Source organism: Azorhizobium oxalatiphilum (assembly GCF_014635325.1).
Classification (GTDB): Bacteria; Pseudomonadota; Alphaproteobacteria; order Rhizobiales; family Xanthobacteraceae; genus Azorhizobium; species Azorhizobium oxalatiphilum.
In genome coordinates, this window is the sequence record NZ_BMCT01000001.1 from 1,003,671 (window position 1) to 1,028,038 (window position 24,368).

Genomic DNA, 24,368 nt, shown 5'->3' on the forward strand with positions numbered 1-24,368 from the left:
AGCGGCCTAGCCCAGCGTCACGATGGGCGAGGCATGCGAAGAGCAGGTGCCGGTGTTCCTGGGATCACGGAAAACGAGGCCGGTCTGGGCCAGGCTGTCCGAGAAATCGATGGTGACGCCCGCCAGCAGCAGCCGGCTTTCCGCCGGCAGGAACAGGCGGACGCCATCGCGCTCCACCACCGCGTCCCCGGTCCTAGGTTCGCGGCAGACACTCATGTCGGCGGACAGGCCGGAGCAACCGCCGGGGCTGAGCACCAGACGGAAGCCGCTCGTCGCATCGCCATCCGCAAGCAGCATCATGCGGATGAAGCGGGCCGCCGCGCGGGTCATCTCGAAGGGCGGTACGAGATGGGCGGAGGCGGTCTGGGGGGACTGGGTAACGGGATCGAGCGACATGAGTGTTTCCTCTTGGCTTTGTCCTGCTGCGCTGTTTGTGTGCCTTGTCTTCGAAGCTCGGGATCGAACGACATTCACTGTGCAACTGCTTTGCAGCAGTAGATCGTCATGCCCGGACTTGATCCGGGCATCCACGTCGGGCCGATGGTGGACGGCAGAAGCGGGGAGCGTGCGGTTCCCGTTCACCAAAGATGCCCACCGCCTTCCCAGCGGAGCCACGTGGATCCCCGGATCAAGTCCGGGGATGACGGTGTTCTGTTGCATCAGCCTCGTTCGAATGCTGATGAGCCTCTCGCCCCACCGGCCCCCTCAGGCCGCGCCCTGATAGCGCGGCTGGGCGGGGTCGATGATGCAGGTCTCGTCCACCGGGCACACGGCCACGCATTGCGGCATGTCGTAATGGCCGATGCACTCGGTGCATTTCGCCGGGTCGATCACGAACACGCCTCCCTTTTCGGAGATGGCGGTGTTCGGGCATTCCGGCTCGCAGGCGGAACACGAGGTGCATTGCGAGCCGACGATCTTGAAGGCCATGTCCGGTCTCCTTTCCTGAGCGCCGGATCAGGCGGCGGAAATGAGCGCACCCTGGCGGATGGCGGCATCGCCGCGCACCTGATGGGTGATCTCGCCGCTGTTCACCTTGTCCAGATAGGCCTTGAACCAGGCGATGGCCGACTTCTCGATGAACTCGTGGGCATACTGGTCCACGGGCTCGATGCCGGCGGCGGTGAGATCGCTCTTCGGGCAGCCGCCGATCTTGGCCACGAACACCGCATGGCAGTCGTTGATGGCCTTGATGATGGTCTCAAGGCTGTCCTCCTCGCCGAAGCCGCCCTGGCAATAGAGATCCACGCGGCGATGGCCGACGAACTTCGCGCCCGAGGTGGAAAGTTCGTAGACCTGAAACTCCTTGGCGTGGCCGAAGTGCTCGTTGATCAGGCCCGAGCCCTTGGTGGCCACCGCGATCAGCAGCTTGATGTCGGAGCTTTCGCCGGCGAGGCTTTCCAGCTCCTCCTGCTTGGCGGCGACCTTGGCCACACGCTCCTGCTCCACCGCCGCCTGATAGGCGCGGCGGGTGTCGATGTCGTAATTCACCTCCATCGCCATGATCTTGTCGGTGGTGAATTCGGCGGAACGGTCCTCGCCCAGCAGGCCCACCGCATCGGCGCGGCACTGTCGGCAATGGCGCATCATGTTCATCTCGCCCTCGCAGCTGTCCTGCAGGGCTTTCAGCTCCTGCGCGGAGGGGCCGCGCTGGCCGGTGAGGCCGAACACGGTGCCGTGCTCGGGGGCGGAGATGAGCGGCATGATGTTGTGCAGGAAGGCGCCGCGCGATTTGACCGCCTTGTTCACCTCCACAAGATGCTTGTCATTGACGCCGGGGATCATCACCGAATTGATCTTGGTGAGGATGCCGCGGGCGGTGAGCATCTCGAGGCCCAGCAATTGGCGCTCGGTGAGCAGCCGCGCACCTTCGATGCCGGTGTAGCGCTTGTGGTTGTAGAACACCCACGGATAGATCTGCGCGCCGATCTCCGGGTCCACCATGTTGATGGTGATGGTGACGTGGTCCACATTGTAGGCGGCGATGGTGTCCACGTGATCAGGCAGGGTGAGGCCGTTGGTGGAGAGGCAAAGCTTGATGTCCGGCGCGGTCTTGGAGATCAGCTCGAAGGTCTTGAAGGTCTTGGCCGGGTTCGCCAGCGGATCGCCGGGGCCGGCGATGCCGAGCACGGTCATCTGCGGGATGGTGGAGGCCACCGCCAGCACCTTCTTGGCCGCCTGCTCGGGGGAGAGCTTCTCGCTCACCACGCCGGGGCGGCTTTCGTTGGCGCAGTCATACTTGCGGTTACAATAGTTGCACTGGATGTTGCAGGCGGGGGCGACCGCCACATGCATGCGCGCATAATGGTGGTGGGCTTCCTCGCTGTAGCAGGGATGGTTCTTCACCTTCTCCCAGATCTCGGTGGGCAGGTCGCCCTGTCCGGCGCCCGAGCCGCAGCTGGCCTTGCCGCTGCCGCCTTCGGTGCCGCAGCCCTTGTGCTCGGCAATGGCCTGCATGATCTCGCCGATATCGACCGCGCCGCTGGTGCCGTCCGTCACTTCCGTCAAGCCGTGCATGTCCGTGTCTCCACTGCTGGCCTGTGCATTCATTGCATTGGTGTGATCTCAGCAACGGCCGTGCCACATGGGTAGGGCTCGGTAAGATTACGTATTTGCAACGGCTTGCGGCCCCGTGTCGGGTGTCGTGTTGCAAACAGGGCGGACGCCCGACAGCAGCCATGTTGGAAAGGTTACAGACGTTGGGGGAGGGGGCGGAGGGGCTCGCCCGCACCGGACAGGCCCTCTCCACCCGCGCGACATGTCCCCTCTCCCGCTTGCGGGGGAGGGCTAGGGAGGGGGCATGCCGGGCGCGACAGCACGGTGCATGACGTGAGATAAGACCGCGCCCGTGGCGACCTTCCCCGCGCTTCGCGCGGCCCCCTCCCAACCCTCCCCCGCAAGCGGGAGAGGGCTTCGCGTTGCGTTGGCGCGGTCTTGCCCCGCAAGCGGGAGAAGGCGTTGCGGCGCACTTGGCGGCTCTCGCCCGCGCGCATCACGCCGCCCGCACGCCGCCCGAAAAAGAAAGCCGCCGCGCCCTTGAGGGGGCGCGGCGGAAGGAAGGGCTGGTCCGCGAATGGGGAGTACGCCCAGCCCCGGAGGAAAGGTCGGCCGGTCAGCCCTGAAGGATCTCCACCGCCCGCGCGAGCGGCACGGCCAGCGGCACGAGGCCCGTCTCCAGCAGGAACTTCAGCTCGTTGCGGGACAGGCCCTCAGGCTCCAGAACCGCGCAGTGCGGGCCGGATGAGCGCTTGGTCACTTGCCGCGCATAGGTGCGCAGCATCTGGTCGTTGAACCGGCAGCCGAGGAACAGGAAGCTGCGCGTGGTGCGGCGATGCTTCACCGCGTCCGGGATCGGCGTCTGGATGTCGATCTCGGTCAGCACCTCCACATAATCGGCGTCCGAGATCAGGAAGTTCTTCGCCGGGGCGACGGCGCCGTGCGGCTTGTAGAGCAGCGTCGTCCAGTCCTCCGCGGCGGCGCGATCGCTTTCAAGGCCGGCGGCGTCGTAGAAGCGATACCAGCGGTCCTCGCCGATGCCGGCGCGGGTGATGCCCTGCGCTTCGCCCCAGCTCGCCGTGCGCGCCGCCTCCATGAGCGCCGTGCGCATGGCGCCGTCGTACCAGCTGTCCACGATGAGCGGCACCGGCAGGGTGGCGAGATGGCGATGGAAGGCGGTGGGCTCCACCTTCGGCGCGAAGGCCTCCGCCATATAGGCGGTCACGGTCGCGCGGTGCTTGTAGCTCTCGATATGCTGGGCGGAGGCCCAGGCATTGCCCTTGGCCCGGCGCGGCAGCGCCACCTTGGTGGCGAAGAAGGCGGCCAGCGCCTCCGGGGCGAGCGGGATATCCGGCTGCGAGAGGGCCAGCAGGCCGGGGCCGAGATAGGGCGCCACCGACCCGGCACGCAGCCGGCCGGCCACCTCTTCGAGCACCTTTTCGGCGTCGGCGGGCGTGGCGAAATCCACCTGCGGGGTCGGGGCGTTCATGGGATCAGCCTTCGTCTTCGCCGCGCTTGCGGGCGTTGATGGTGATGGGCAGGGTGGTGTCGGCGGCCATCTCCGGCAGCTCCAGCACCCAGCCGTTGGCGATGCGGATCCAGCCGCCCCAGAGGCTCTCGTGTTCGCTCTCGACGATCGGCTCCTCCAGGTCCTTCTTGGGGACATAGATGCACAGGCCGGTCTCGGGTGAGCGGCGGATCATGATCTTCATACACAATGCTCCATGGGAAAACGGATCGGGTGCTCAGGCCGGCACGGTCGCGCGCAGCTTCGCCAATATGTCCGGCATCACCGCGAGCACGCGGTCGATGTCGGCGCTCGTCGTCTCGCGCGAGAGCGAGAAGCGGATGGCGCCGCGCAAGGCGGAGGGCGGCACCTGCATGGCTTTCAGCACATGGGACGGCTCCATGGAGCCGGACGAGCAGGCCGAGCCCAGCGAGGCGGCGATCCCGGCCTTGTCGAGATTGTGCAGAATGGCCTCGCCCTCCAGATGAGAAAAGGCGATGTCGCAGGTGTTGGGCAGGCGCCATGTGCCATCCCCCAGCACGAGCGCATCCGGGGCCAGCGCAAGGAGCCGTGCCTCCAGCCGGTCGCGCAGCGCCCGCAGCCGGCCGGCCATGTCCTCCATGCCGGCCAGCGCCAGTGCCGCCGCCGCGCCGAGGCCGATGATGCCGGGCACGTTCTCCGTGCCGCCGCGCCGCCGCCGCTCCTGCGGACCGCCGCGCACCAGCGGCGCGAAAGGCGTGCCCTTGCGCACGTAGAGCGCGCCAACGCCCTTCGGCCCGTGCAGCTTGTGGCCGGAGAGGGACAGCATGTCGATCTGCGTGGTCTTCAGCGCGATGGCCACCTTGCCCACCGCCTGCACCGCATCGGTGTGAAACAGAGCGCCGGCCACATGGGCCATCTCCGCCAGTTCCGCCACCGGGAAGAGCGTGCCGGTCTCGTTGTTCGCCCACATGATGGACACGAGCGCGGTGCGCTTCGACAGGGCCGCCGCATAGGCCGCCCGGTCCAGCCGTCCGCGCCGGTCCACGCCGATGCGATGAACGACGATGGCGCGCGTGGCCTCCAGATGCTCCAGTACGGAGAGGATGGCCGGATGCTCAACGGCCGAGGTGATGATCTCGGACCTCCCCTCGGGAGCTGTCTCCAGCGCGGAGAGCAAAGCGGTGTTGTCCGCCTCCGTGCCGCCGGAGGTGAAGACGATCTCGCTGTCCGAGGCCGCCCCGAGCAACGCCTGTAATTGACGACGGGCGGCGCGCACGCCCTCGGCCACGGTGCTGCCGAAGGCGTGCGCGGAGGAGGCGTTGCCGAACTGGTCCGTGAAATAGGGCAACATCGCCTCGACCACGGAGAGGTCGACCCGTGTCGTGGCGTTGTTGTCGAGATAGACCAGCACGGCGCGCCTCAATGCCTGGCTGGGCCGGCCACGGGGACGAGGCGGACGAGTTCGCCCAGCTTCTCGACGATGCGGCTCTGGATGCCCTCCATGGTGACGCTGGCCAGCTTGCAGAAGACGCAGGCGCCGGTGAGCTTCACCATCACCTTGTTGCCCTCGATGCCCACCAGCACGCAGTCGCCGCCGTCGCGCTGGAGGTTGGGGCGGATCTCCTCGATCACCGCGCGGATGGTGCGCTCGCGCTCGCTCTCCATGGCGGGCGGGGCGTCGAGGGTCTGGGTTTCTTCGATCTGCAATTTTTCGGTCTGCATGGGAACGGGGTCTCCCGAAATGAGCGCGTTTGGGCGGAAGGCGCGTTGAGATCGGCCGAACGGCGGTCAGCCGAAGGATTTGCCGCAGGAGCAGCTGTTGTTGGCGTTGGGGTTCTCGAAGGTGAAGCCGGAGCCTTCCAGCGCGACCACGAAGTCGATGGTGGTGCCGGTGAGGTAGGCGTGGCTCTGGTTGTCCACGAACACCTTCACGCCGTCGCGCTCGATGACGGTGTCGTCGTCGCCGGGCTCGGTCACGAGACCCATCTGGTATTTGTAGCCGGCGCAGCCGCCGGCCTCGACCTGGATGCGCAGGCCGGTGACGGGCCCGGCGGCGCTGCCCATGGCGGTGCGCACGGCGTTCAGCGCGCTGTCAGTCAGATTGATCATGGCGGGCTCCTGTGACGAGAGAGCGTGTCTGTCTCTGTCTCAGCAAGCGTCGTGCCATGGTGCAAAGATTTGGAAACGTTGCAGAATTGTTTGCTGTCTGTGTCGTGAAGCGCACCCGTGTCGGCTTTCCGACAGGGGCGCTTTCCGTCACGACCTCACGCCGTCACGCCCTTCGTCGGATCGCCGCGCCGTCCCAGTCGAGGATGATCTCTTCCTCCAGCCGCACATTCTGGATCACGCCGGGCCGGAACACCGCAAGGCAGGTGCCCCCCGGAAGGCGGACCGAGGGATAAAGCAGGCCGTTGCCGTCCGCCGCACGGATGGAGCGCGCCAGCGCCTGCCCCGCCGGATAGCCGATGGCGGGATCGGCATCGAGGCTCGGGTGGAAGGGCTCGGCGGTGAGATCATGGAAACGGCAGGAGAAGCCCGCCAGCACCTGCCGGTAGGCGACGAATTCATGCCTCGCGCCCGCCTCCCGCAGCGCGCGGGCCAGATGGTAGGAGACTTCCGCTTCCGCCGTATCCGCATCGCGCGCGCCAATGCCGGCGTACCAGGCGCCGCGCTCCTCGTCATTGAAGCGATTGCCCGGCGGGCGGGCGTGGCAGAAGGCGGCGTTGATATAGGTCCAGCCGTAGCCGAAGCTGGCGTTGAGCAGTTCGTCCGGCTCCACACCCAGCGGCAGCGCCAGCGAGCCGAGGCGGGCGGAGGTCAGGCCCTCCAGCGCGTTCAGGATGGCGAGATCGTCCTCATCATCGGCCAGCGGGGCGAGGGCGGGCTCGGTGATGTAAGCGGTGGAGATAAGGCGTACGGTCCGCGCCTCCGTCACGTCGATTTCCCGCATCACAGGCCGCCGCGCAGGCCATCGAGATAGCGGCGGGTGCGCAGCATGGCGGGAATGCCGCCCTCGATCATCAGCGCCACCGGCGTGCGGCCGGCGAACAGGGCGCCGGTGTTGGGCGCCTTGGGCCAGCCGTTCACCATCTCGCCGTTGAACATCAGCCGCAACGCCTTGAACAGGCCGACGATGAGGCTGGCGCGGGTGAGCTTGTCGTGGTCGAGCCGGCCCTTGAAGCTGCCCGCCTTCATGCGGTTCCATGTGGCGATTGGCACGTCGAACAGATCGGCGGCTTCCCCGTTGGTGAGGCCCCAGAAGCCGCAGGCGCGCACCACGGCCTTTACGATCGCGGCGGTCTCCGCCGCTGTCGTGGGGCGGGCGGGGGATGGGTCCGCTGCCGGTATGGCCATGGGATCTCTCCTTTGATCCAATTGACCATATCATATGATATAGGCTGGCGCGGACGCAAGTCCCAGGAGCCGTGGATGGCGCCCTCGGTGAGATGGTCGGCCATGGCGGGGCAGGACGGATTCCAACGCATCCGACGTAAACCTGACACTTTTGTCGCTGAACGCCCGCCGCGGGGGCGCAGACAACGGCCGATGCAACCCTTGCGCCAGAGCGTGCGCGGGCACTGCGCCGAGGGCGGCACCCCATTTGCATGAGGGCATCGAACCGGCGTTTTCGGCCGGCCAAACGGGCTTGAGATCAAGGATGCTCGCATGACCACGCTTGAGAAGACGGTGACTGTTGCCGACACCGCCCTGAGCCGGCTGGAACAGGAGAACCGCCTGTTCAACGCGGTGCTGAAGGGGCCCACCAAGAAGCCAGGCCGCTTCGGCTTCCGCGGCGACATCGCGCTGAAGTTCCAGGCCCAGCTGGCGGACGAGAAGCGCCCGCCGGATTTTTCCATCGAGCAGGTGCTCACCATTGCCGAGGCCGGCGCGCCGACGCTTGAGATTTTCGTGGGCTACATCCACTCCTTCGCCTATCTGCCGGTGGTGGCGGAGGTGATGAAGGGCATTCTGAGCCCCACGGGCACCAACTTCATCTTCTGCAACAACATCGACTTTCTGGCGAAGTATCGCGTGGTGGTGGACGGCATCACCTATTTCGTCCTGCCGTGCGACGAGAGCACGGTGTGGAAGGAGATGACGGACCTGCTCTCCGTGGACAAGAACGACATCAAGAAGCTCGATACGGCCGGCAAGCTGGACCATGTGCTGGACAAGGCCATCGGCTTCAAGGAGCCCTACACGGAGATCACCGTGGAGGAGGGGATCGCCAAGATGGAGCCGGTGAAGAACCGCAACGAGAACCGGCCGGTGTGAGGATCGTTCGGGCTGCGGGTGGGGGTGGTCTGAGGGCCGGTGTGGTGCTTGCCTGTGCGCGCATGGCGTCCGGCATAAGCGTCGTCCGTCCCTTGGCACGCCGCCGCGCGTGACCCCTCCGCTTGCCTGACAGGCTCCCTCTCCCGCTTGCGGGGGAGGGGTGGGGAGGGGGCTGGGCGGAGCATGTAGGTACAGAGCAACGCCGCTGTTTGGCGTGCGCTCAACAAGGACTGTCGTGAGGCTCAACAGTGGGTCTTCTGCGTCGCCCGCAGGCTTTCGCGTCGGCACCAACGCAGCAAAGCATCGTCATGCCCGGACTTGATCCGGGCATCCACGTCGGGCCGACGGTGGGCCGTGTGAATGCCAGCGAGCCATTGCCGCTCGCGTCTAAAGGATCCGGTCTTCTGGTGGATGGACGTGGATGGCCGGAAGTTGGCTTTGCCAACTTCCGCACTTGGAAACCAAAGTCGGAAACATCCGATTTTGGGATCAAGTCCGGCCATGACGAATGGAGAGGGGGCGCCTGCGTGGGGATGGAACTACGGTAGAGAAGCCGTCAGGCGGCAGTTTGCCGAGGGCCGCACAGTCGGCACGGCGTGGATCCCCGGAACACGTCCGGGGATGACGGTTCTATTGGAACTGACGGTCCTCTGTAGTTCCCCTTCGCCCTCCGTGCGCCTCCCGCCGCCCCTAAAGCTGGTCCGCACACGCCCCCGGCGGATCGAACAGGCCGTCGTCCTCGTCCGCGTCTTCCGCCAGCTCCACCCCCACGATGCAGATTTCGTCCTCCAGCACGGCCAGCGCCACCGGCGTCAGGCTCTCGCCCTTGCAGGGGCCGTCCACGCAATTGCCGGTGTGCAGCTCGAACAGCGCGCCGTGCTTGCCGCACATCAGGCGCGTGCCGTTGGGATCGAAGAAGTGGTTGCGCTCCCAGTCCAGATTGCTGCCATGGTGCGGGCAGCGGTTCTCATAGCCGAACACCTGTCGCCCCCAGCGCACCACGATGAGGTTCAGCGGCACATCGCGCCCGTCCGGCCCCACCTTCGCCAGCTGGAAGCTGGCGGCGCGCTGGCTGGGAATGTCGCTCATGCTGCAGATGGCATAGACGAGATCGGTGGACATCGGCTGGCGGCTCCCGCTGGCTGTGAGATCAGTACAACGCAAGAAACGTGCTAAGAGCCCGTTTGGAAAAGTCGGACGGGTCGGTCCGCCGGGTCTTTTCGGCGCCCGGTGCGTCGCAAACTTGCCCCGATGCGCGGCATCGGGGCTGCATTTTCTCCTGCCGGATCACCGAAAATCCCTCGACGGCCCTCCGCCGCCGATTTCCCAAACGGGCTCCAACGGCCGCCGCCGCATCCGTGCGCCGTCCTTTCCCGGATCGTGTAACGGTGGTTGCGAATAGGCCGGCCATGGGTGCCGCCGGCATGGGGCCTGTCGCGTCTGGTCCTGTGGGAAAACCGACGCGCCCTGTGCGACGTGCCTGTCCGGTGCGTGTCGGGCCGCAGCGCCGGGACGGGACGCAGGCTGGAGGAAATCCAGTGACGGCACGGCCCGGCACGCCTGCCGTGGGGCTGGCATGGATCTTGATCGAAGGGGAGCGACACCGATCAAGGAGATCCGACCCATGAACGTCGCGCTGGAGTTTGCATCCGCCTCCCCTGATGAGCTGAAGGCGGCGCTCGCCGGCGGCACGCTCACCCTCTATTCCGTGGCACGTCCCGCCAGCGCCGATCATCCGGTCACGCGCTCCGGCGTGCTGGCCACCCTCACCTTTGCCGCCCCCGCCTTCGGCGAGGCGACCGATGCGGGTGAGACGCCGCTGTTCGTGGCCAATCCCGTCACCGGCGCCGCCACCGGCACCTTCGGCTTCGCGCGCCTCACCACGGCTGATGGCAAGGTGGTGGCGGATGTCTCGGCGGGGGCCGGTCCGCGCGAGCTGAAGCTGGCGGAAGTCTCCGCCGCCAATGGCGGTCCGGTGCGCGTGGTCGGCCTGCGCTTCCTGCCCGAGGCGGCATGGCCCGAGCGGCCGGACTATTTCAACACCCATCCGCGCGCCGGCTATCCGCTGCACAAGGCGGGCTGAGGGCGGACGGGCGCCATCCACGGCCGGGGTCCGCGCGTAAGAGGGCCGGAACGGGGCGATGGCGCCCGGGCATGCGGATGGTGCGTCACTCGGCGCCTTGCGGCCGGGGAGGGCGCGCGGGATATGCGCGCAAGGTGAGACGGTCGGCGCGGGGCGCCGGCCGCAGGCGTGTCGAGACAGGAAGGAGAGGCCCGCATGGCAACGCTGGTGAAAACGACCCTGGACGGCCGCAAGGTGGAGGTCATCGGCCTCGCCATCTGCCTCGACGGGCGGTTGGAGGCGGTGGAACTGACGGACGTGAACGAGCACCCCATGCGCCGCGCCATCCGGGCGACGGCGCCGGAAGCCACCCACATGGCCGGCCGTCTGGCGCTGACGAAGGATGAGGTGCAGATCGTGCGCTCCGCTCTGAATGATGCCGAGACCCGCATGCTGGCGGATCCGGTGGCCATCAATGAGCGCTTCCGCCTCGCCGCCATGCGCAAGGCGCGCGAAGAAGGCATCGAATAGCCGCCGCATCGCGGCCGCAGGACGCCAGATCCCTCCGCCAACGCGCGGATGGGGACGGCGCGGTTGTGACAACTTGTCTTCCCTTCGGTCCCGTCACATTCTGCACCATGCGCGAAGCCTGTTTCGCGCGGGAGGGGCCGGGTCGGGCGCATGCGCCGGGCCATTCGGTGCCGCCGAAGTGCGGGAGCGTGTGTTGAGCGACAAGACCCTTGATGTGGCCGCCGGCGCCGATTGCCCGCACTGCCGTGACATTTCCCATCTCGTGAACGGCGTGAAGCGCTTCAAGGCCCGCTTCTATGAGGAAGCGCCGGGCCTCATGCAGCGCCTCGTATCCGAGGGCCAGTCGCCCGCGACCCTGATGATCTCCTGCTCGGATTCGCGCGTGGACCCGGCCATTCTCGCCGGCGCGGAGCCGGGCGAGCTGTTCGTGGTGCGCAACGTCGCCAACCTCGTGCCCGCCTATGCGCCCGACGACGGCCTGCACGGCACGGGCGCCGCGCTGGAATATGCGGTGCGCGACCTCAAGGTGGACCACATCGTGGTGCTGGGCCATGCCCATTGCGGGGGCATCAAGGCCATGCTCTCCACCGCCGGCGGCGAGCGCCCGCCGCGTGAGTTCGTCACCCCCTGGGTGGAGATGGCGCTCAATGCCAGCCGCCTCCACATTCCCGACGAGACCACGGAAGAGGGCCAGCGGCAGATGCCGCTGGACCATCTCAAGACCGTGCCCTTCCTGGCCGAGCGCGCCTCCATTCTTGGCTCGCTGGACAATCTGATGACCTACCCCTGGGTGCGGGAGCGCGTGGAGGCGGGCACGCTGGCCCTGCACGGCTGGTGGTTCGACCTCGACAGCGGCGACCTCTGGACCACCGATGCCCCCGGTCAGCCCCTCATGCCCGTGCTTTAGGACGGGTGCTGCGCGGCAACCGTCGACGATTGCGCGCAGCAGGTGGCGGAAAGCGGAATATTCCTTCAACATCATTGCATTGCGAGCTATTTTTAAAAGTCTGGTTCAAGCTTGGAGTGCGGCTTCTGGGAGGTTGAAGGGTAGGGCATGCGCAAGCCGGACAGTCTGGTCTATGGCGTCGGCGACCTGCCGCCGGCGCGGGTGGCGCTGCTGGTGGCGGTGCAGCAGGTGGCTTTCCTGTCCGCCCTTCTGGGCGTGCCGGGGCTCGCCGTCATCAGCCTCGGGCTGGACGATGCGCAATTCCTGAATCTGGCCGCCACCACCCTGTTCTGCTCCGGCTTCGTGCTGCTGCTGCAGGGTTGGGGCCGCTTCGGCATCGGTGCCGGCCTGTTCTATCCGCTCCAGTGCACCACGGCGGCGCTGCCGGCCATCGTCTATGCGTCCACCTCGGGCCTCAGCCTCGCCACCAGCTTCACCATGGTGGCGGTGGTGGGGGTGTTCCAGCTCGGCTTCTCCTTCCTGATCACGCGCCTGCGCGGCATCTTCACGGTGGAGGTGGCGGGGCTGGCGGTGTTCCTCATCGGCGTCGGGCTCGGCCAGCAGGGACTGGTGCTGGTGCTCGACGTGTCGGCGGGCGGCGGGCAGGGGGCGACGCAGGGCGCGCCCACTCACCTTGCCATCGCGGCCCTGACGCTCTTCACCCTCGTCATCCTGCACATCTATGTGCGCAGCCGCCTGCGCCTGTTCACCAATCTGATCGGTCTGGGCATCGGGCTCATCGCCAGCATCCTGGCCGGCCAACTCGATCCGCGTCATCTCAAGCTGTTCACCGAGGCGCCGCTGTTCGATTTCCCCCGCCCGCCTCTGTTCGGCTGGGATTTCAGCGTGGGGGCCATCATTCCCTTCGCGGTCACGGGCATCCTGCTGTCGCTCACCTCCATGGGCGTGCAGACCATCGCCCAGCGCAACAATGACCGCGACTGGAAGGCGCCGGACCTGCCGTCCATCGGCCGGGGCCTGCGCGCCGAGGGGCTGATGCACCTCCTCGCCGCCTTCCTGAATGCCCTGCCGCTGGTGGCCTCGGGCGGCGCGGTGGCGCTGGCGGCGGCCTCCGGCTGCACCGCCCGCGTGCTCGCCTTCTGGACCGGCGGGCTGCTGATCCTGTTCTCGCTCATGCCCAAGATCATGGGCTTCTGGCTGCTGCTCCCCAATGCCGTCACCGGCGCCATGTTCCTGTTTCTCGCCACCTTCACCACGCTGAACGGCGTGACGCTGGTGGCGAGCCGGGTCATGGATGCGCGCAAGGTGGTGGCCATCGGCATGGGCTTCGTTACCGCCATCGCCTATGAGCCCATGCGGCACGTGATCGAGGGACAGGCGCCGCAGCTCCGGCTGTTCACCTTCTCCTCCTTCGCCGTCTCGCTGCTGGTGACGGTGGCGCTGCTGGCGCTGTTCCGCATCGGCGTGACGCGCCGGGTGGTGAGGCGCTTCCCCGCCAGCGGGGCGAGCCATGACGAGGTGGCCAATTATATCGAGGCCGAGGGCGGGCGCTGGGGCGCGCGGGTGGATGTGGTGCAGCGCGCCGCCCATGTGGCGTGGCAGGCGCTGGACCTCATCGGCCGCGACTATGTGGATCCGGACAAGCCGCAGATCGAGGTGACGACGCGCCACAACGACATCCTGCTGGATGTGATCCTGCGCTATGAGGGCACGGCGCCCGCGCTCGCCCGCCGCCCGCCCACGGCGGAGGAACTGGTGGAACAGCCGGAGCTGGCGGCCCAGCTCACCGGCTATCTGCTCACGCGCCTCGCGCCCGATCTGCGCATCCAGCGCGTGGGCAGCCAGTGGGAAATCGCTTTCCGCCTGCCGGTGTGAGGGGCGGGCGCCTGCTGTCCCGCCTTGCCTGCCGCCACCAATTCCGCCGCGATCGGCCGTCATGAGCCGCCCGGCAGGTGCGTTCCCGCGCCTGCCGCCCCGGCCGGAACGGCCGCGCTCCAGCAGCGTTCCCAAAGGGGAGGGCGATGTATGACTGGCAGGCGGAGCGTGCATGGCGACACGACGGGACGTGATCCGGGATGCGATTCTGGGCGGGCTTGGAGCGATGGCGGCGGGTGGTCTCGGCGGCGCGCAGATGGCTCTGGCGCAGGACACGCCGCGCCCGCCCGGCCACGGCGTGCAGCTGCCCCGCATGCCGGTACTGCATGTGCCGGCCCGCGATCTGCCTTCACCGCCCCATCTCAACCCGGTGGACCGGGACAAGATCGCCCGTCCCATTCCCGATCCCATGGCCTTTCCCCATCGCGGCGATGTCGCCGCGTGGCGTACGCTGGTGCGCGGGGGGGATCATCTGCTGATGGAGAAGGCGCAGGCGGTGCTCGCCGCCGCCCCGCCCGCCACCGTCCGCGAGGTGACGGCGGGCAGCGCGCGGGTGTTCGTCATCGAGCCGCAGCAGAAGACCCTGCCGGCGGATGCGGTGATCCTCGACATCCATGGCGGGGCGCTGATCTTCGGCGGCGGGGATCTGTGCCGGGATCTGGCGCGGGGCATCGCCGCCGCCTATGGCGCGACCGTCTGGGCGGTGGACTATCGCATGCCGCCCGATCATCCCTATCCGGCCGGTCTCGACGACTGCGTGGCCGCCTACAGGGCGCTGCTTGAGGCGTATCGTCCGGAACGCATCGTGCTGAAGGGAGATTCCGCCGGAGGCAATCTTGCCGCCGCCCTTCTGCTGCGCATCCGCGATGCCGGCCTGCCCATGCCCGCCGGCTGCCTGCTGTTCTCGCCCGAGCTGGACCTTACCGAGACCGGCGACAGTTTCCGCGCCAATCTCGGCATTGATCCGCTCGGCAGCCTGCTGCCGGTGAACCTGCTCTATGCCGGTACGCACCCTCTGGTGGACCCTTATGTGTCGCCCATCTTCGCCCGCGTGGAGGGCTTCCCGCCGACGCTTCTGGTGACGGGCACGCGCGACATCTTCCTCTCCAATTCCGTGCGCCTGCACCGTTCGCTACGCGATGCCGGCGTCTATGCAGAACTGCATGTGATGGAGGCAATCCCGCACGGCGGTTATTCCCCCGGCACGCCGGAGGCTGAAGCGCAGATGGTGGACGTGCGGCGCTTCCTGACCACCGCGCTGACGCCGCGCGAGGAGAGGGGGCGGGCGCTGTCATTGTGATGGGTTGCGAGACGCGGGGCCAGGCTGCATCCTCGCCGGAAACTTCCGTTTCACCGCTGGCCTGCTCCCTCAAGTCGCGCCAACCGCGGGTGGACGTTGCCTGTGGGGGGCTGTCGTGACCGCCAAACTGATGCGCCTGATCAGCGATCTGCCGGCTTCAAGCCGGCGCGTGGAGCTGTGTTACAACCACGCCAAGACGCTCTGCTGGCTACAGCTCACCAATACGGAATTCATCGTTGACCGGCGGGGGCCGGGTTTCGTCGCGGCGCTGATCGGCGCCTATGCGACGCCCGCCGGCTGGAAGACCATGGACCCCGAGACGGCCAACCTCAATCGGGATGTGACGCTGACATTCGGCGACACCATCTGCGAGCGGGTGGGGCTGTTCCAGCGTGCCGTAGCGCGCAGTTGGGCGGGCTTCAGCCATGCCACCGCCCATCGCTATGCCAAGGGGCTCACCTTCGGCCGTGACCTCTCCAGCCCCAGCTTTGTCATGCAGGCCCTTCGGACCGGCTTCGAGGCGATCGGCCTTTACGTCCCGGCCTACAAGGGGACGCGAAATGTCGGTTTCTCGGTGGACGACGCCATCGCCTATCTGCAGGCGCGCGCCCGCAACGTGCCGGTGCCGATCACCGATGCCGCGTTGCATGAATTCGTGCGGGTGGGGCCGGACCCGGCTGGCAGTGTAACTGAAGATCATGTGATCAGGAGTAATCCGGGCGACACGCGCGACATTCCGGCTATCCGCAGTAACCGGATGCTCAACGATGATGGCAAGCTGGCCTATGTCACGGAGCGCGAGGGTATCAAGCTGGAGCGCCTGATCGGCTATGGCTTTCTTGGCGATACCCGCCCGCCGAATGCGATCCGCGAGGCGGGCGGTTTCAACCCTGATCGCGTGCTGGGGGCGAGTATCGCGGCCAAGAGTGCGAAAGACAGGGAAGAGGCGATGACGCACCATCGCCTGATCGAGGGGCAGTTCGCGGGCGGCTACGTCTCGCTCACGAAGTCCGTCGGGCTAGCCAAGGGTTACGGCATCGAGCTGAACGGTCTGGCCGGGATGACTGGTCCGGCCGGCGTGGCCGGTCGGCGGTCCGGCTGGGTCTATGCCTGCTTTGTGGAAGGCGGTTTCAATATTGCGAAGACGGACCAAAACCGGCTTTCTCCCGCTTCGTTCAATGAACAGGTGCTCTCCATGCCGGGCAAGCTGGACTGGGACGACGTCGTCGCTTGCCGCCGTGTCAGCAGGCATGGCACTTTCAAGGGTGATCTCTTCATCAAGCGCAGCTTCTACCTGCAGGATCCCGACGCCTGCATCAAGGTTTTCGAGCTGTTGAGCGGGAGATCACAGGGAGCGATGCCGGTGAAGGCGCCCCAGCCGAAGCAGCCTCCGATGACACCGTCCATCTTCCTGAAGAAAATGTTCCAGAAATAGGTCGGAACCCGCATGCGGGGCGCCCGGCCCGCCGGACGCGAGCGGGCAGGTTCTCGAAATTGGGGGCGCGGTGCCCCCCGCCCCCTCACCAGCACGCCTTCTCGATCCAGTCCGCGACCTTCTCCGCCACCTGTTGTTCCTGCCCGGTGTAGAAGTGGTCGCAATCGGGCAGCACCCAGGTCTCGCAACGGGCGAGGCTCGCAGCGTTGGCGCGTTCCGCATAGGCCTCGGTCGGATAGCCCACGGGGCTCTCCTTGTCGCCGCGCAGATAGAGGGTGGGGCAGCGCACCCGTGCCGCATTCTCCAGCGTGTCCGGCGTGTTGTGTGCGCGATCAAGAAGGCTCTCGGCCGAGATCACCCACCACCAGTCGGGCAGCAGCATCAGTTCGCGGCCACGTCCCTCCGCCACCATGTGTTCCGCCCGCGCGAGGAGTTCCGGCAGGCGGTCCTGCGCCAGCAGGCCGAGGCGGCTCATCTCCACCACATTGGTGGTGCCGCCGGAATGGGCGGACATCATCACCAGCGCGCGGGGCGAGCCGTAATCGTCGCCGCAATGCTGCGCCGCCAGCATGCCGCCGTTGGAATGGCCGATGATGATCGGGCGCTCAAAGCCGCGCGCCGCGAGGAAGTCGGATGCCGCGCGATTGTCGGCGATGCTCTCGTGCGCCAGCTGGAACGAGCCGCCGCCGATGTTGCGCCCGTCCAGCGAGGTAATCATCTCATGGCCGCGCCGGTTGAAGGCGAGACAGGCAATGCCGCGCCTGAGCAGAACCTGCGGCAGGAAGCGGCTGGGGCCGGTGTAGAAATTGTGGCAATTGCCGTGGAACAGCAGCGCCGCCGCGCGGATCTCGCCCGCGTCCGGTGTGTAGAAGAGCCCATCCAGCGGCTCGGCGACGGTGGGGATGGAGACCAGTTCGAGCGGCATGGCGGGAAATCTTCTCGGAACGCGACGCGGTCCTGAGAGGATTGCATGCAATTAAGTTGCCGTCTGCCCCTCGATCGGCATGCGCGTAGCGCTTGGCCTTTCTCAGAGCCCGTTTGGGACATCGGCGGCAGAGGGCCGTCGCGGGATTTTCGGTGATCCGGCAGGAGAAAATGCAGCCCCGATGCCGCGCATCGGGGCAAGTTCGCGACGCACCGGGCGCCGGAAAGACCCGGCGGACCGACCCGTCCGACTTTTCCAAGCGGGCTCTAGAGCATGTCCGGCTTTGATTGCTCCGCAATCCAAGCCGCAAGACATTCTCTATCAAAGACTTGGAGTGTTTCAGTGTTTCCATGAAACACTGAAACACTCCAAGTCCATGGTTGCGTCCGGCGGCCCGATCAGCCGCCCGGCTCCGCCGCCCTGTTGGTGCGCACGCGCAGGCCGTTGACGACCATCTTGTGGGGATACTTCTGCTGCACCGCCGTCACCACCACGGCCATGCTGGTCAGGGGATTGGGTACGTCGGCATTGGCGGGCATTTCCGCCGGCTGTCCGGCAGCGGGGGAGAGCGCCACCACCGTGCCGCCGCCGTCATGCCGCCAGATCACGGTATCTGTGCTCCGCTCGCGAATCTCGAACGTGCCCACCCGATAGCTGCCGTCGGGCTGTGCCACATGCAACTGGCCGCTCACCTCATGGGTGTCCCGGCAGGTCCAGGCCCAGGCCACATATTCCAGATAGAGCGGGAAATGGTTGGTGAAATCCCGCGTGCCCGCCACCACTTCGCTGGCGATCTCGATGCCATCGCGCAGGCGATCGATCTCGCTCGCCCCGATGGTGGCGGCAAGCGCCTGCCGCTGGGCGACGAGGAAGCGCTCGCCATCCCGTTGCAGGTTCAGGTCGTGCCTGTGACGCGCGATCTGGCGCACCATGTGGCCGATGTCCGGGCCGGGCGCGATGAGCGCGCGTAGCTGGGGCGATCCGGCCCGCTCGATGCGCTCCATCAGGCCGGGCGTATGGGGGTGGCTTGTCCGCGTGCCATTCTGCCCGTCGGGGGCAGCGGGGACGGTTTCCGTGTCGGGCGCCGGGCTGTCGGGCTCGGAAATGTCGGGTGCATGGGCGGCCTGCCAGGCGCGAGCGTCCGGGCCGGGGGCGGGGCGGGGGCGCTCAGCCGGAGTGGGGTTCGCGCAGGAGAGCCTCGGCGGCGCCGAAGGTTCCACCCGTGCCAGCCAAGCGGCGGTGCCGACGCTGGCGCCCTGCCGGTAGGCCGGGCTGGCATCGGCCCGCATCCTGCCCGGTGCGGTGATGCGCGGTCGCTCATTGATCGTCTGATTGACCCGGTTCCGCTCCAGCCGCGCCAGCTCCCGGCCCTCCTGCTCGTGCCGGGCCTGATCGTCACGGGCCTGCGCATCGCGGACATCGTTGATGACCCGCTCCAGCGTCGTCGCGCCCGATGCGTCGGCCGACGCGGTCGCGCCATTGCCGGCGGCATCATGCGGGGTCGGGATGCCGCCTGAGGCGGGGGTGTTCGGGTGTCCCAAGCGCGAGGCCATCTCGCCCTCCTGCAAGGCGGTGCTTCAGCGGGTGCGTCATGCTCTCCTGCCGGCGCAGGCACCGGCGCCTGTGGGGCAGGTGCCGGGCGTCCGTCGGGTTCAGGAGGGACTGCGGATTATGATGTCGAACCGAGGAAGAAAGTACCCATGTACGGCATGAAAGCGTGGCCGCTGGCAGTTGTCAAATGATGCGCGAAAGGCGTGCAACTATAGTTTGAAATATAAAATGCATCGCGAGCGATGTGATCTGTGTTCCTGAAAGCATTGCGAGAAATGTAACCAGATGATCGCGCGTGGCCGGCCGCGTCCATCTGTCCGCGCGGCTGTACGGTCCATCCGTGTGCCATCCGGCGCTGTCACGTTGGGAATGTCCGGCGGGCGCCGTTTCGCGCGTGTGCGCTTCAAGGGCCATCCGTGTGCCATGCGGGATGATACAGGGACAGGTGTGGATCTCAGCCGGTGGTGGCGGGCTCCGGCCGGGGCGGGGCCTTGACCATCCGGCGCGCGATGCGGGCGGCGAAGACCTTGGCGGGCCGCTCGAACAGGTCGCCATGCTGGGCCCTAGCCGCCTTCACCAGACGCCGCTGCAAGGTGCGGCTGGCGGCGGCCACATCCGACATGAGCGCCTCGTGGTGGGTGCCCAGCGCCTCCGCCAGGATCGGCCTGAGCGCTTCCAGATCCTGATGAATTCCGAGGATGTCGCGCAGCCTCTGGGCCTTGCGGGCGCGCTTGCGGCCGGCCCCCGCGACGTCCGCCAGAAAGGCCATCTGGTAGCGATGCGTCACCACCGCCTTGCGCAGTTCGTGCAGCGTCTGCGCCTGGCTGAAGTCGGGCTTTGTCCGGGCGCGCCGGTAGCCCTTGGCAAGGCCCGCCGCCACATCCGTCTCCCGTGCCGCCGCCCCCACCGGGCCGGCGAGCGAAGTCCTTGCCCGTTCAAGGAAATCCGTCACCTCGCGGCGATGATCGGCGGGTTCCGCGGCGGCGCTCGGCACCTCGGTCAGCACCTGCTGCGCCCGCTCCGCCTGCCCGCTGTCCAGCAGGCCGGCATGGCTGAGCGCTTCCAGCGCATCCAGCGCCGCCTGCCGGTCTCGCGCCTCGGACAGCTGCCGCGCCGTGGCGGCGGCATCCCGCCGGGCCGCCTTGGCCTCCGGGCCGGGCACCAGACGCAGCAAGGCGCGATAGTCCTTCAGCGCCTTGCGCACCTCATGCACCATCTCCGCCGGCCCATCTGCCCCAAGCGCCTCGGCCGCCTGATCGAGCCGGGCGGTCAGGGCCTCGGCCAGCGCTGCGCCCATGTCGGCCGCAATGCGTGCGGCCAGGGTTTCGCTGGGCGACAGGTCCACTTCAGGGGGAGGGCTTGCGATATCCATGGCCCAAGTGTGCCATATCGCAGGCGTTTCGTCCCCCTGCCGATCAGCGCGGGCCGGTCCTTCCGGCAACCGAGCGGGCGGCGAGGGCGGCAAGAGCAGCCTTGAGCAGGTCGCCCGGAATGAAGATGAGCGAGCCGATCAGCACCTTGTCCACCGGCACCCGCGCGATGGCGGAAAAGACGGGAATGCCAATCAGATAGACGATGCCGATGCCGCCGATCACCGCCGCCGCGAAGCCGCGCAGGAGTGCCGGGCCGGGCAGGCGGGTGGCGAGCCAGCCGGTCACGAACGCCCCGGCCACATAGCCAAGGAGATAGCCGGCCGTGGGCTGAAAGAAGACGCCCGAGCCGCCGCGCCCACCGGAGAGCAAGGGCGCCCCGAGCGCCACCACCAGCAGGAACAGGGCCACCGAAAGCGCACCATCCCGCCCGCCGAGGATGAGGCCGGCCAGCATGACGCCGAGGCTCTGGGCGGTGACGGGGACGCCTGCGGCGATGGGAATATGGAGCGGCGGCACGAGACCCAGGACGCCCATCAGGGCCGCGAACAGGGCGATGCGCACCAGGGAGCGGGTTTCGAGGGTGGCCCCGTGTGTCACCGGCAGGATCCTTCGTGTGTTCAGGCCCAAGGCATTGCCGGGGCAGGAAATTTGCGATCGCCGGATCTGGCGCTCAGCGGCTGTGTTCGTCCCCGACCTTCGGAGGGGGCGGGGCGCTGGCTTCATGCCGTCCGAAGCCGCGCGCGTCCAGTGCCTCGGCCACCTGATCGGCCAGCCGCAACGTGTGAGCGAGGAAACCGGGCAGCAGCGAGAAGGAGGGGCGGCGGGTGCTGCGGGCACGCCACGCCTCCTCCCGACCGCGCCATGCGGCCAGCAGCACCGGCACGAAGCGGATCACCAGCGCCACCGCCAGCGCCAGCTTTCGGGGCGAGACGCCGAAGCGCCTGAGGGGCGCCAGCAGCCGCTCCAGCACGGCCATCATGTCTTCCAGCGCGGTGGAGAGGGTGACGAGATCGGCCAGCAGCACCATGAGCAGGACGCGCACCGTCACCGCGATGCCGTCCATAAGCCCGGCGGGGGTCCAGCCACCGGCCCAGGCCTGGAGCAGGAGCATGAATGCCAGCACCGGCGCCAGCGGCCGCAGCAGGGTCAGGCGGGCCAGCGCCCGCCGGCCGAGGGCGGCATAGGCCAGCAGAACCAAGGCAAGGCCGAAAACCAGCAGTGGCAGGCTTTTGGCCGGCAGAAGGGCGATGGAGGCCAGTGCCAGCGCCGCCAGCTTCACGCCCGCCGGCAGGCGATGCAGCGGCGAGCGACCGGGCAGATAGCCGGACATCATGGCAGAGCGGCCTCCGCGGCTGCGGCGGCGCGCGCCATCTCATGGGCGCGATAGCGCGGCAGCACGTCAGCCGGCGTGCCGTCGGCGACGACTATGCCGGCTTCCAGCCACAGGATGCGGTCGAAATCGGCAAGCAGATCAAGGTCGTGGCTTGCCATGAGAATCTGTTGGGGCAGCCGGGCGAGGCGGGCCAGCAAGGCGAGGCGGGTGGCAAGGTCGAGGCTTGCCAGGGGTTCGTCCATGGCGAGGATGGGCGGGGCAGGGGCAATGGCGGCGAGGATGCAGACCAACTGCTTCTGCCCCTCCGACAATTCCTCCACCGCCCGTTCCCCCCAGCCGGCGCAGCCATGGGCGGCCAGCAGGGCGTCGGCCTGCGCGCGGGCTTCCGCGCGGGCGAGGCCCTGCTCGGCCAGCCCGAAGGCGATTTCCTCCCGCACGGTGGGAAACAGGATCTGGTGTTCCACATTCTGGAACACGAAGCCGACCCGGCCGGGCAGATCGCGCCTGTGTTTGCGGGCATCGAGGTCGGCGACGGTGATGTCTCCGCGCGCCGGGGTGATGAGGCCGTTCAGCAGCCGCAGCAGGCTGCTCTTGCCGGAGCCGTTGGCGCCCACGAGGCCGATGCGCCGTTCCGTGAGGGTAAGGCTGAGGCCCCGGAACAGCGGCGTCTGCCCGCGATCCAGCCACACGTCGCTGAGTACGATCCCGCCCGCTTCGCCCGGGGCCGGGGCGGGTCCTGACCGCTGCATCATGTCGGAAAGCGCCTCATGCCGCCCCATCGCAGCCTTTGCTCGGACACGCAAGTGAGGTCGGCCATTTCGGTCCCTTCCGCCTTTGGTCCGGCTGGGATGTGGAAAGGCGCGGCTATGCGGTCCGGTCGCACCATGGACCTCTTCCAGCCTGATTGATTTCGCCCCGCGCGAGGCGCATAAAGCGACAATCAAATCGTTTGAAATGGCGCCGCAAAAGACGCCGTCGCAGGGAGAAAGCCATGTCGGGTCAAGGGGATCAGCCGGAGAAGCACGGCCGCAAGCTGCGTTCGCAGCTCTGGTTCGACAATCCCGACAATCCGGGCATGACCGCGCTCTATCTGGAACGCTACCTCAACTTCGGGCTCACCCGCGCCGAACTCCAGTCCGGCAAGCCGATCATCGGCATCGCCCAGACCGGCTCCGACCTCTCGCCCTGCAACCGCCATCACCTCGACCTCGCCAAGCGCGTGCGCGAGGGCATCAATGCCATGGGTGGCATCGCTTTCGAATTTCCGGTCCATCCTATCCAGGAAACCGGCAAGCGCCCCACGGCGGCGCTGGATCGCAATCTGGCCTATCTCGGCCTCGTGGAGGTGCTCTACGGCTATCCGCTGGACGGAGTGGTGCTGACCACCGGCTGCGACAAGACCACGCCCGCCTGCATCATGGCGGCGGCCACCGTGAACATTCCGGCCATCGTGCTCTCCGGCGGGCCGATGCTGAACGGCTGGTGGAACGGCGAACGCACCGGCTCCGGCACCGTGGTGTGGAAGGCCCGTGCCCAGCATGCGGCGGGCGAGATCGACTACGACACCTTCATGGACATCGTGGCCTCCTCGGCGCCGTCCGTGGGCCATTGCAACACCATGGGCACCGCCTCCACCATGAACGGCCTCGCCGAGGCGCTGGGCATGTCCCTGCCGGGCTGCGCGGCCATTCCCGCGCCCTATCGCGAGCGCGGGCAGATCGCCTATGAGACCGGCCGGCGGGCGGTGGAGATCGTGTGGGAGGACCTGAAACCCTCCGACATCCTGACCCGCGAAGCCTTTGAGAACGCCATCCGCGTGAATTCGGCCATCGGCGGTTCCACCAACGCTCCCATCCACCTCAACGCCATCGCCCGCCATGTGGGCGTTCCGCTGACCGTGGACGACTGGCAGGATGTGGGTCTCGACATTCCGCTGCTGGTGAACCTCCAGCCGGCCGGCGCCTATCTGGGCGAGGAATTCCACCGGGCGGGCGGTATTCCCGCCGTGGTAGCCGAGCTGATCGCGGAGGGCAAGATCCATGAGGGCGCCCTCACCGTGAACGGGCGCAGCATGGGCGAGAACTGCAAGGGCAAGATCTCGTGGGACCGCGAGGTCATCCGCCCCTATTCCGACCCCATGAAGGAGGCGGCCGGCTTCCTCGTGCTGCGTGGAAACCTGTTCAACAACGCGATCATGAAGACCAGCGTGATCTCGCAGGAATTCCATGACCGCTTCCTGTCCAACCCCGACGATCCCAATGCCTTCGAGGGCCGGGCGGTGGTGTTCGAGGGGCCGGAGGACTATCACCACCGCATCGACGACGCCTCGCTGGGCATCGACGAATACACGCTGCTCTTCATTCGCGGCACCGGTCCGTTGGGATATCCCGGCGGCGCCGAGGTGGTGAACATGCAGCCGCCGGCGGCGCTGCTGAAGAAGGGCATCAATGCGTTGCCCTGCATCGGTGACGGCCGCCAGTCCGGCACTTCGGGCTCGCCCTCCATTCTGAACGCCTCGCCGGAAGCGGCGGCGGGCGGTGGCCTGTCGCTGCTGAAGACCGGCGACCGTGTGCGCATCGACCTGTTGAAGGGCACGGCCGACATCCTCATTTCCGACGCCGAGCTGAACCAGCGGCGGGCGGACATGCAGGCCCATGGCGGCTTCCCCATGCCGCAGAGCCAGACCCCGTGGCAGGAGATCCAGCGCTCCATGGTCGAGCAGTTCGACGAGGGCATGGTCCTGAAGCCCGCCGTGAAGTATCAGCGGGTTGCGCAGACGATGGGCGTTCCGCGCGACAACCACTAGTGCCGTTCCG

At 67.5% G+C, this 24,368-nt stretch carries 25 protein-coding genes; 8 read left to right on the forward strand and 17 right to left on the reverse strand.

Annotated elements, in window-relative coordinates:
- Positions 1-6: 6 nt before the first annotated feature.
- From IEW24_RS04535 to IEW24_RS28705, 10 genes are all read right to left on the reverse strand, one after another.
- The gene (locus tag IEW24_RS04535) at positions 7-396 is read right to left on the reverse strand and encodes a HesB/IscA family protein (RefSeq protein WP_188575809.1); all 390 of its coding nucleotides are present in this window, start codon (positions 394-396) and stop codon (positions 7-9) included.
- Between the two features lie 309 nt (positions 397-705).
- Positions 706-930 carry a YfhL family 4Fe-4S dicluster ferredoxin gene (locus tag IEW24_RS04540; protein WP_188575811.1) on the reverse strand — a complete coding sequence of 75 codons (225 nt, stop codon included), beginning with the start codon at positions 928-930 and terminating at the stop codon, positions 706-708.
- Between the two features lie 27 nt (positions 931-957).
- On the reverse strand, positions 958-2,517 hold the full coding sequence (gene nifB / locus IEW24_RS04545; RefSeq protein WP_188575813.1) for a nitrogenase cofactor biosynthesis protein NifB: 1,560 nt from the start codon (positions 2,515-2,517) through the stop codon (positions 958-960).
- A gap of 595 nt (positions 2,518-3,112) precedes the next feature.
- The gene (locus IEW24_RS04550; RefSeq protein ID WP_188575816.1) at positions 3,113-3,985 is read right to left on the reverse strand and encodes an SIR2 family NAD-dependent protein deacylase; all 873 of its coding nucleotides are present in this window, start codon (positions 3,983-3,985) and stop codon (positions 3,113-3,115) included.
- A gap of 4 nt (positions 3,986-3,989) precedes the next feature.
- A complete protein-coding gene (nifT, locus tag IEW24_RS04555; RefSeq protein WP_188575818.1) occupies positions 3,990-4,208 on the reverse strand; it encodes a putative nitrogen fixation protein NifT in 219 nt (72 codons plus the stop codon).
- A 33-nt stretch (positions 4,209-4,241) separates the two neighbouring features.
- Positions 4,242-5,396 carry a cysteine desulfurase NifS gene (nifS, locus tag IEW24_RS04560; RefSeq protein ID WP_280514955.1) on the reverse strand — a complete coding sequence of 385 codons (1,155 nt, stop codon included), beginning with the start codon at positions 5,394-5,396 and terminating at the stop codon, positions 4,242-4,244.
- A gap of 8 nt (positions 5,397-5,404) precedes the next feature.
- Positions 5,405-5,707, reverse strand: a complete 303-nt coding sequence (locus IEW24_RS04565; protein WP_373870003.1) for a NifU family protein — start codon at positions 5,705-5,707, stop codon at positions 5,405-5,407.
- Positions 5,708-5,773: 66 nt separating this feature from the next.
- Positions 5,774-6,094 carry a HesB/IscA family protein gene (locus IEW24_RS04570; protein ID WP_188575823.1) on the reverse strand — a complete coding sequence of 107 codons (321 nt, stop codon included), beginning with the start codon at positions 6,092-6,094 and terminating at the stop codon, positions 5,774-5,776.
- 163 nt (positions 6,095-6,257) lie between these two features.
- On the reverse strand, positions 6,258-6,920 hold the full coding sequence (locus IEW24_RS04575) for an RES family NAD+ phosphorylase (protein ID WP_188575825.1): 663 nt from the start codon (positions 6,918-6,920) through the stop codon (positions 6,258-6,260).
- A gap of 14 nt (positions 6,921-6,934) precedes the next feature.
- Positions 6,935-7,339 (reverse strand): antitoxin Xre-like helix-turn-helix domain-containing protein, encoded by a 405-nt coding sequence (locus IEW24_RS28705; RefSeq protein ID WP_188575827.1) that lies wholly within the window; start codon positions 7,337-7,339, stop codon positions 6,935-6,937.
- 312 nt (positions 7,340-7,651) lie between these two features.
- On the opposite strand from IEW24_RS28705, the gene IEW24_RS04585 reads away from it, so the two are divergent.
- Positions 7,652-8,260: a hypothetical protein gene (locus tag IEW24_RS04585; protein WP_188575829.1), complete on the forward strand. Its 609-nt coding sequence runs from the start codon at positions 7,652-7,654 to the stop codon at positions 8,258-8,260.
- A gap of 690 nt (positions 8,261-8,950) precedes the next feature.
- On the opposite strand, the gene IEW24_RS04590 is transcribed toward IEW24_RS04585, so the two are convergent.
- A complete protein-coding gene (locus IEW24_RS04590) occupies positions 8,951-9,382 on the reverse strand; it encodes a Rieske (2Fe-2S) protein (protein WP_188575831.1) in 432 nt (143 codons plus the stop codon).
- A 502-nt stretch (positions 9,383-9,884) separates the two neighbouring features.
- Here IEW24_RS04590 and IEW24_RS04595 point away from each other — a divergent pair.
- The 6 genes from IEW24_RS04595 (at position 9,885) to IEW24_RS04620 (ending at position 16,370) form a co-directional block, all read left to right on the forward strand.
- Positions 9,885-10,343, forward strand: coding sequence for a hypothetical protein (locus IEW24_RS04595; RefSeq protein WP_188575833.1), 459 nt, complete (start codon positions 9,885-9,887; stop codon positions 10,341-10,343).
- A 195-nt stretch (positions 10,344-10,538) separates the two neighbouring features.
- On the forward strand, positions 10,539-10,853 hold the full coding sequence (locus IEW24_RS04600) for a hypothetical protein (RefSeq protein ID WP_188575835.1): 315 nt from the start codon (positions 10,539-10,541) through the stop codon (positions 10,851-10,853).
- 193 nt (positions 10,854-11,046) lie between these two features.
- On the forward strand, positions 11,047-11,760 hold the full coding sequence (locus IEW24_RS04605) for a carbonic anhydrase (RefSeq protein WP_210324124.1): 714 nt from the start codon (positions 11,047-11,049) through the stop codon (positions 11,758-11,760).
- A gap of 147 nt (positions 11,761-11,907) precedes the next feature.
- Positions 11,908-13,635: a solute carrier family 23 protein gene (locus tag IEW24_RS04610; protein ID WP_188575837.1), complete on the forward strand. Its 1,728-nt coding sequence runs from the start codon at positions 11,908-11,910 to the stop codon at positions 13,633-13,635.
- A gap of 172 nt (positions 13,636-13,807) precedes the next feature.
- Positions 13,808-14,935, forward strand: coding sequence for an alpha/beta hydrolase (locus IEW24_RS04615; RefSeq protein WP_244644154.1), 1,128 nt, complete (start codon positions 13,808-13,810; stop codon positions 14,933-14,935).
- Positions 14,936-15,050: 115 nt separating this feature from the next.
- Positions 15,051-16,370 (forward strand): hypothetical protein, encoded by a 1,320-nt coding sequence (locus IEW24_RS04620; protein ID WP_188575838.1) that lies wholly within the window; start codon positions 15,051-15,053, stop codon positions 16,368-16,370.
- An 85-nt stretch (positions 16,371-16,455) separates the two neighbouring features.
- On the opposite strand, the gene IEW24_RS04625 is transcribed toward IEW24_RS04620, so the two are convergent.
- The 6 genes from IEW24_RS04625 to IEW24_RS04650 form a co-directional block, all read right to left on the reverse strand.
- Positions 16,456-17,295, reverse strand: a complete 840-nt coding sequence (locus IEW24_RS04625) for an alpha/beta hydrolase family protein (RefSeq protein ID WP_188575839.1) — start codon at positions 17,293-17,295, stop codon at positions 16,456-16,458.
- A 398-nt stretch (positions 17,296-17,693) separates the two neighbouring features.
- The gene (locus IEW24_RS04630) at positions 17,694-18,848 is read right to left on the reverse strand and encodes a hypothetical protein (RefSeq protein WP_188575842.1); all 1,155 of its coding nucleotides are present in this window, start codon (positions 18,846-18,848) and stop codon (positions 17,694-17,696) included.
- A 452-nt stretch (positions 18,849-19,300) separates the two neighbouring features.
- Complete coding sequence (locus IEW24_RS04635) at positions 19,301-20,218, reverse strand: CHAD domain-containing protein (RefSeq protein WP_188575844.1); 918 nt, start codon at positions 20,216-20,218, stop codon at positions 19,301-19,303.
- Positions 20,219-20,261: 43 nt separating this feature from the next.
- The gene (locus tag IEW24_RS04640) at positions 20,262-20,816 is read right to left on the reverse strand and encodes a biotin transporter BioY (RefSeq protein ID WP_244644155.1); all 555 of its coding nucleotides are present in this window, start codon (positions 20,814-20,816) and stop codon (positions 20,262-20,264) included.
- Positions 20,817-20,889: 73 nt separating this feature from the next.
- Positions 20,890-21,552 (reverse strand): energy-coupling factor transporter transmembrane component T family protein, encoded by a 663-nt coding sequence (locus tag IEW24_RS04645; RefSeq protein WP_188575846.1) that lies wholly within the window; start codon positions 21,550-21,552, stop codon positions 20,890-20,892.
- Positions 21,549-22,304, reverse strand: a complete 756-nt coding sequence (locus IEW24_RS04650) for an energy-coupling factor ABC transporter ATP-binding protein (RefSeq protein WP_244644156.1) — start codon at positions 22,302-22,304, stop codon at positions 21,549-21,551. The genes IEW24_RS04645 and IEW24_RS04650 overlap by 4 nt, the downstream gene beginning before the upstream one ends.
- Before the next feature lie 239 nt (positions 22,305-22,543).
- Between IEW24_RS04650 and IEW24_RS04655 the strand changes: the two genes are divergently transcribed.
- Complete coding sequence (locus IEW24_RS04655; RefSeq protein ID WP_188575849.1) at positions 22,544-24,358, forward strand: IlvD/Edd family dehydratase; 1,815 nt, start codon at positions 22,544-22,546, stop codon at positions 24,356-24,358.
- Positions 24,359-24,368 lie beyond the last annotated feature (10 nt).

Bases quoted from the DNA above. Each gene is read 5' to 3' on its own strand.
- IEW24_RS04535 (WP_188575809.1), bottom strand. From the start codon at position 396: ATGTCGCTCGATCCCGTTACCCAGTCCCCCCAGACCGCCTCCGCCCAT.
- IEW24_RS04540 (WP_188575811.1), bottom strand. From the start codon at position 930: ATGGCCTTCAAGATCGTCGGCTCGCAATGCACCTCGTGTTCCGCCTGC.
- nifB (WP_188575813.1), bottom strand. From the start codon at position 2,517: ATGCACGGCTTGACGGAAGTGACGGACGGCACCAGCGGCGCGGTCGAT.
- IEW24_RS04550 (WP_188575816.1), bottom strand. From the start codon at position 3,985: ATGAACGCCCCGACCCCGCAGGTGGATTTCGCCACGCCCGCCGACGCC.
- nifT (WP_188575818.1), bottom strand. From the start codon at position 4,208: ATGAAGATCATGATCCGCCGCTCACCCGAGACCGGCCTGTGCATCTAT.
- IEW24_RS04565 (WP_373870003.1), bottom strand. From the start codon at position 5,707: ATGCAGACCGAAAAATTGCAGATCGAAGAAACCCAGACCCTCGACGCC.
- IEW24_RS04570 (WP_188575823.1), bottom strand. From the start codon at position 6,094: ATGATCAATCTGACTGACAGCGCGCTGAACGCCGTGCGCACCGCCATG.
- IEW24_RS28705 (WP_188575827.1), bottom strand. From the start codon at position 7,339: ATGGCCATACCGGCAGCGGACCCATCCCCCGCCCGCCCCACGACAGCG.
- IEW24_RS04585 (WP_188575829.1), top strand. From the start codon at position 7,652: ATGACCACGCTTGAGAAGACGGTGACTGTTGCCGACACCGCCCTGAGC.
- IEW24_RS04590 (WP_188575831.1), bottom strand. From the start codon at position 9,382: ATGTCCACCGATCTCGTCTATGCCATCTGCAGCATGAGCGACATTCCC.
- IEW24_RS04595 (WP_188575833.1), top strand. From the start codon at position 9,885: ATGAACGTCGCGCTGGAGTTTGCATCCGCCTCCCCTGATGAGCTGAAG.
- IEW24_RS04600 (WP_188575835.1), top strand. From the start codon at position 10,539: ATGGCAACGCTGGTGAAAACGACCCTGGACGGCCGCAAGGTGGAGGTC.
- IEW24_RS04610 (WP_188575837.1), top strand. From the start codon at position 11,908: ATGCGCAAGCCGGACAGTCTGGTCTATGGCGTCGGCGACCTGCCGCCG.
- IEW24_RS04615 (WP_244644154.1), top strand. From the start codon at position 13,808: ATGGCGACACGACGGGACGTGATCCGGGATGCGATTCTGGGCGGGCTT.
- IEW24_RS04625 (WP_188575839.1), bottom strand. From the start codon at position 17,295: ATGCCGCTCGAACTGGTCTCCATCCCCACCGTCGCCGAGCCGCTGGAT.
- IEW24_RS04630 (WP_188575842.1), bottom strand. From the start codon at position 18,848: ATGGCCTCGCGCTTGGGACACCCGAACACCCCCGCCTCAGGCGGCATC.
- IEW24_RS04635 (WP_188575844.1), bottom strand. From the start codon at position 20,218: ATGGATATCGCAAGCCCTCCCCCTGAAGTGGACCTGTCGCCCAGCGAA.
- IEW24_RS04645 (WP_188575846.1), bottom strand. From the start codon at position 21,552: ATGATGTCCGGCTATCTGCCCGGTCGCTCGCCGCTGCATCGCCTGCCG.
- IEW24_RS04650 (WP_244644156.1), bottom strand. From the start codon at position 22,304: ATGATGCAGCGGTCAGGACCCGCCCCGGCCCCGGGCGAAGCGGGCGGG.
- IEW24_RS04655 (WP_188575849.1), top strand. From the start codon at position 22,544: ATGTCGGGTCAAGGGGATCAGCCGGAGAAGCACGGCCGCAAGCTGCGT.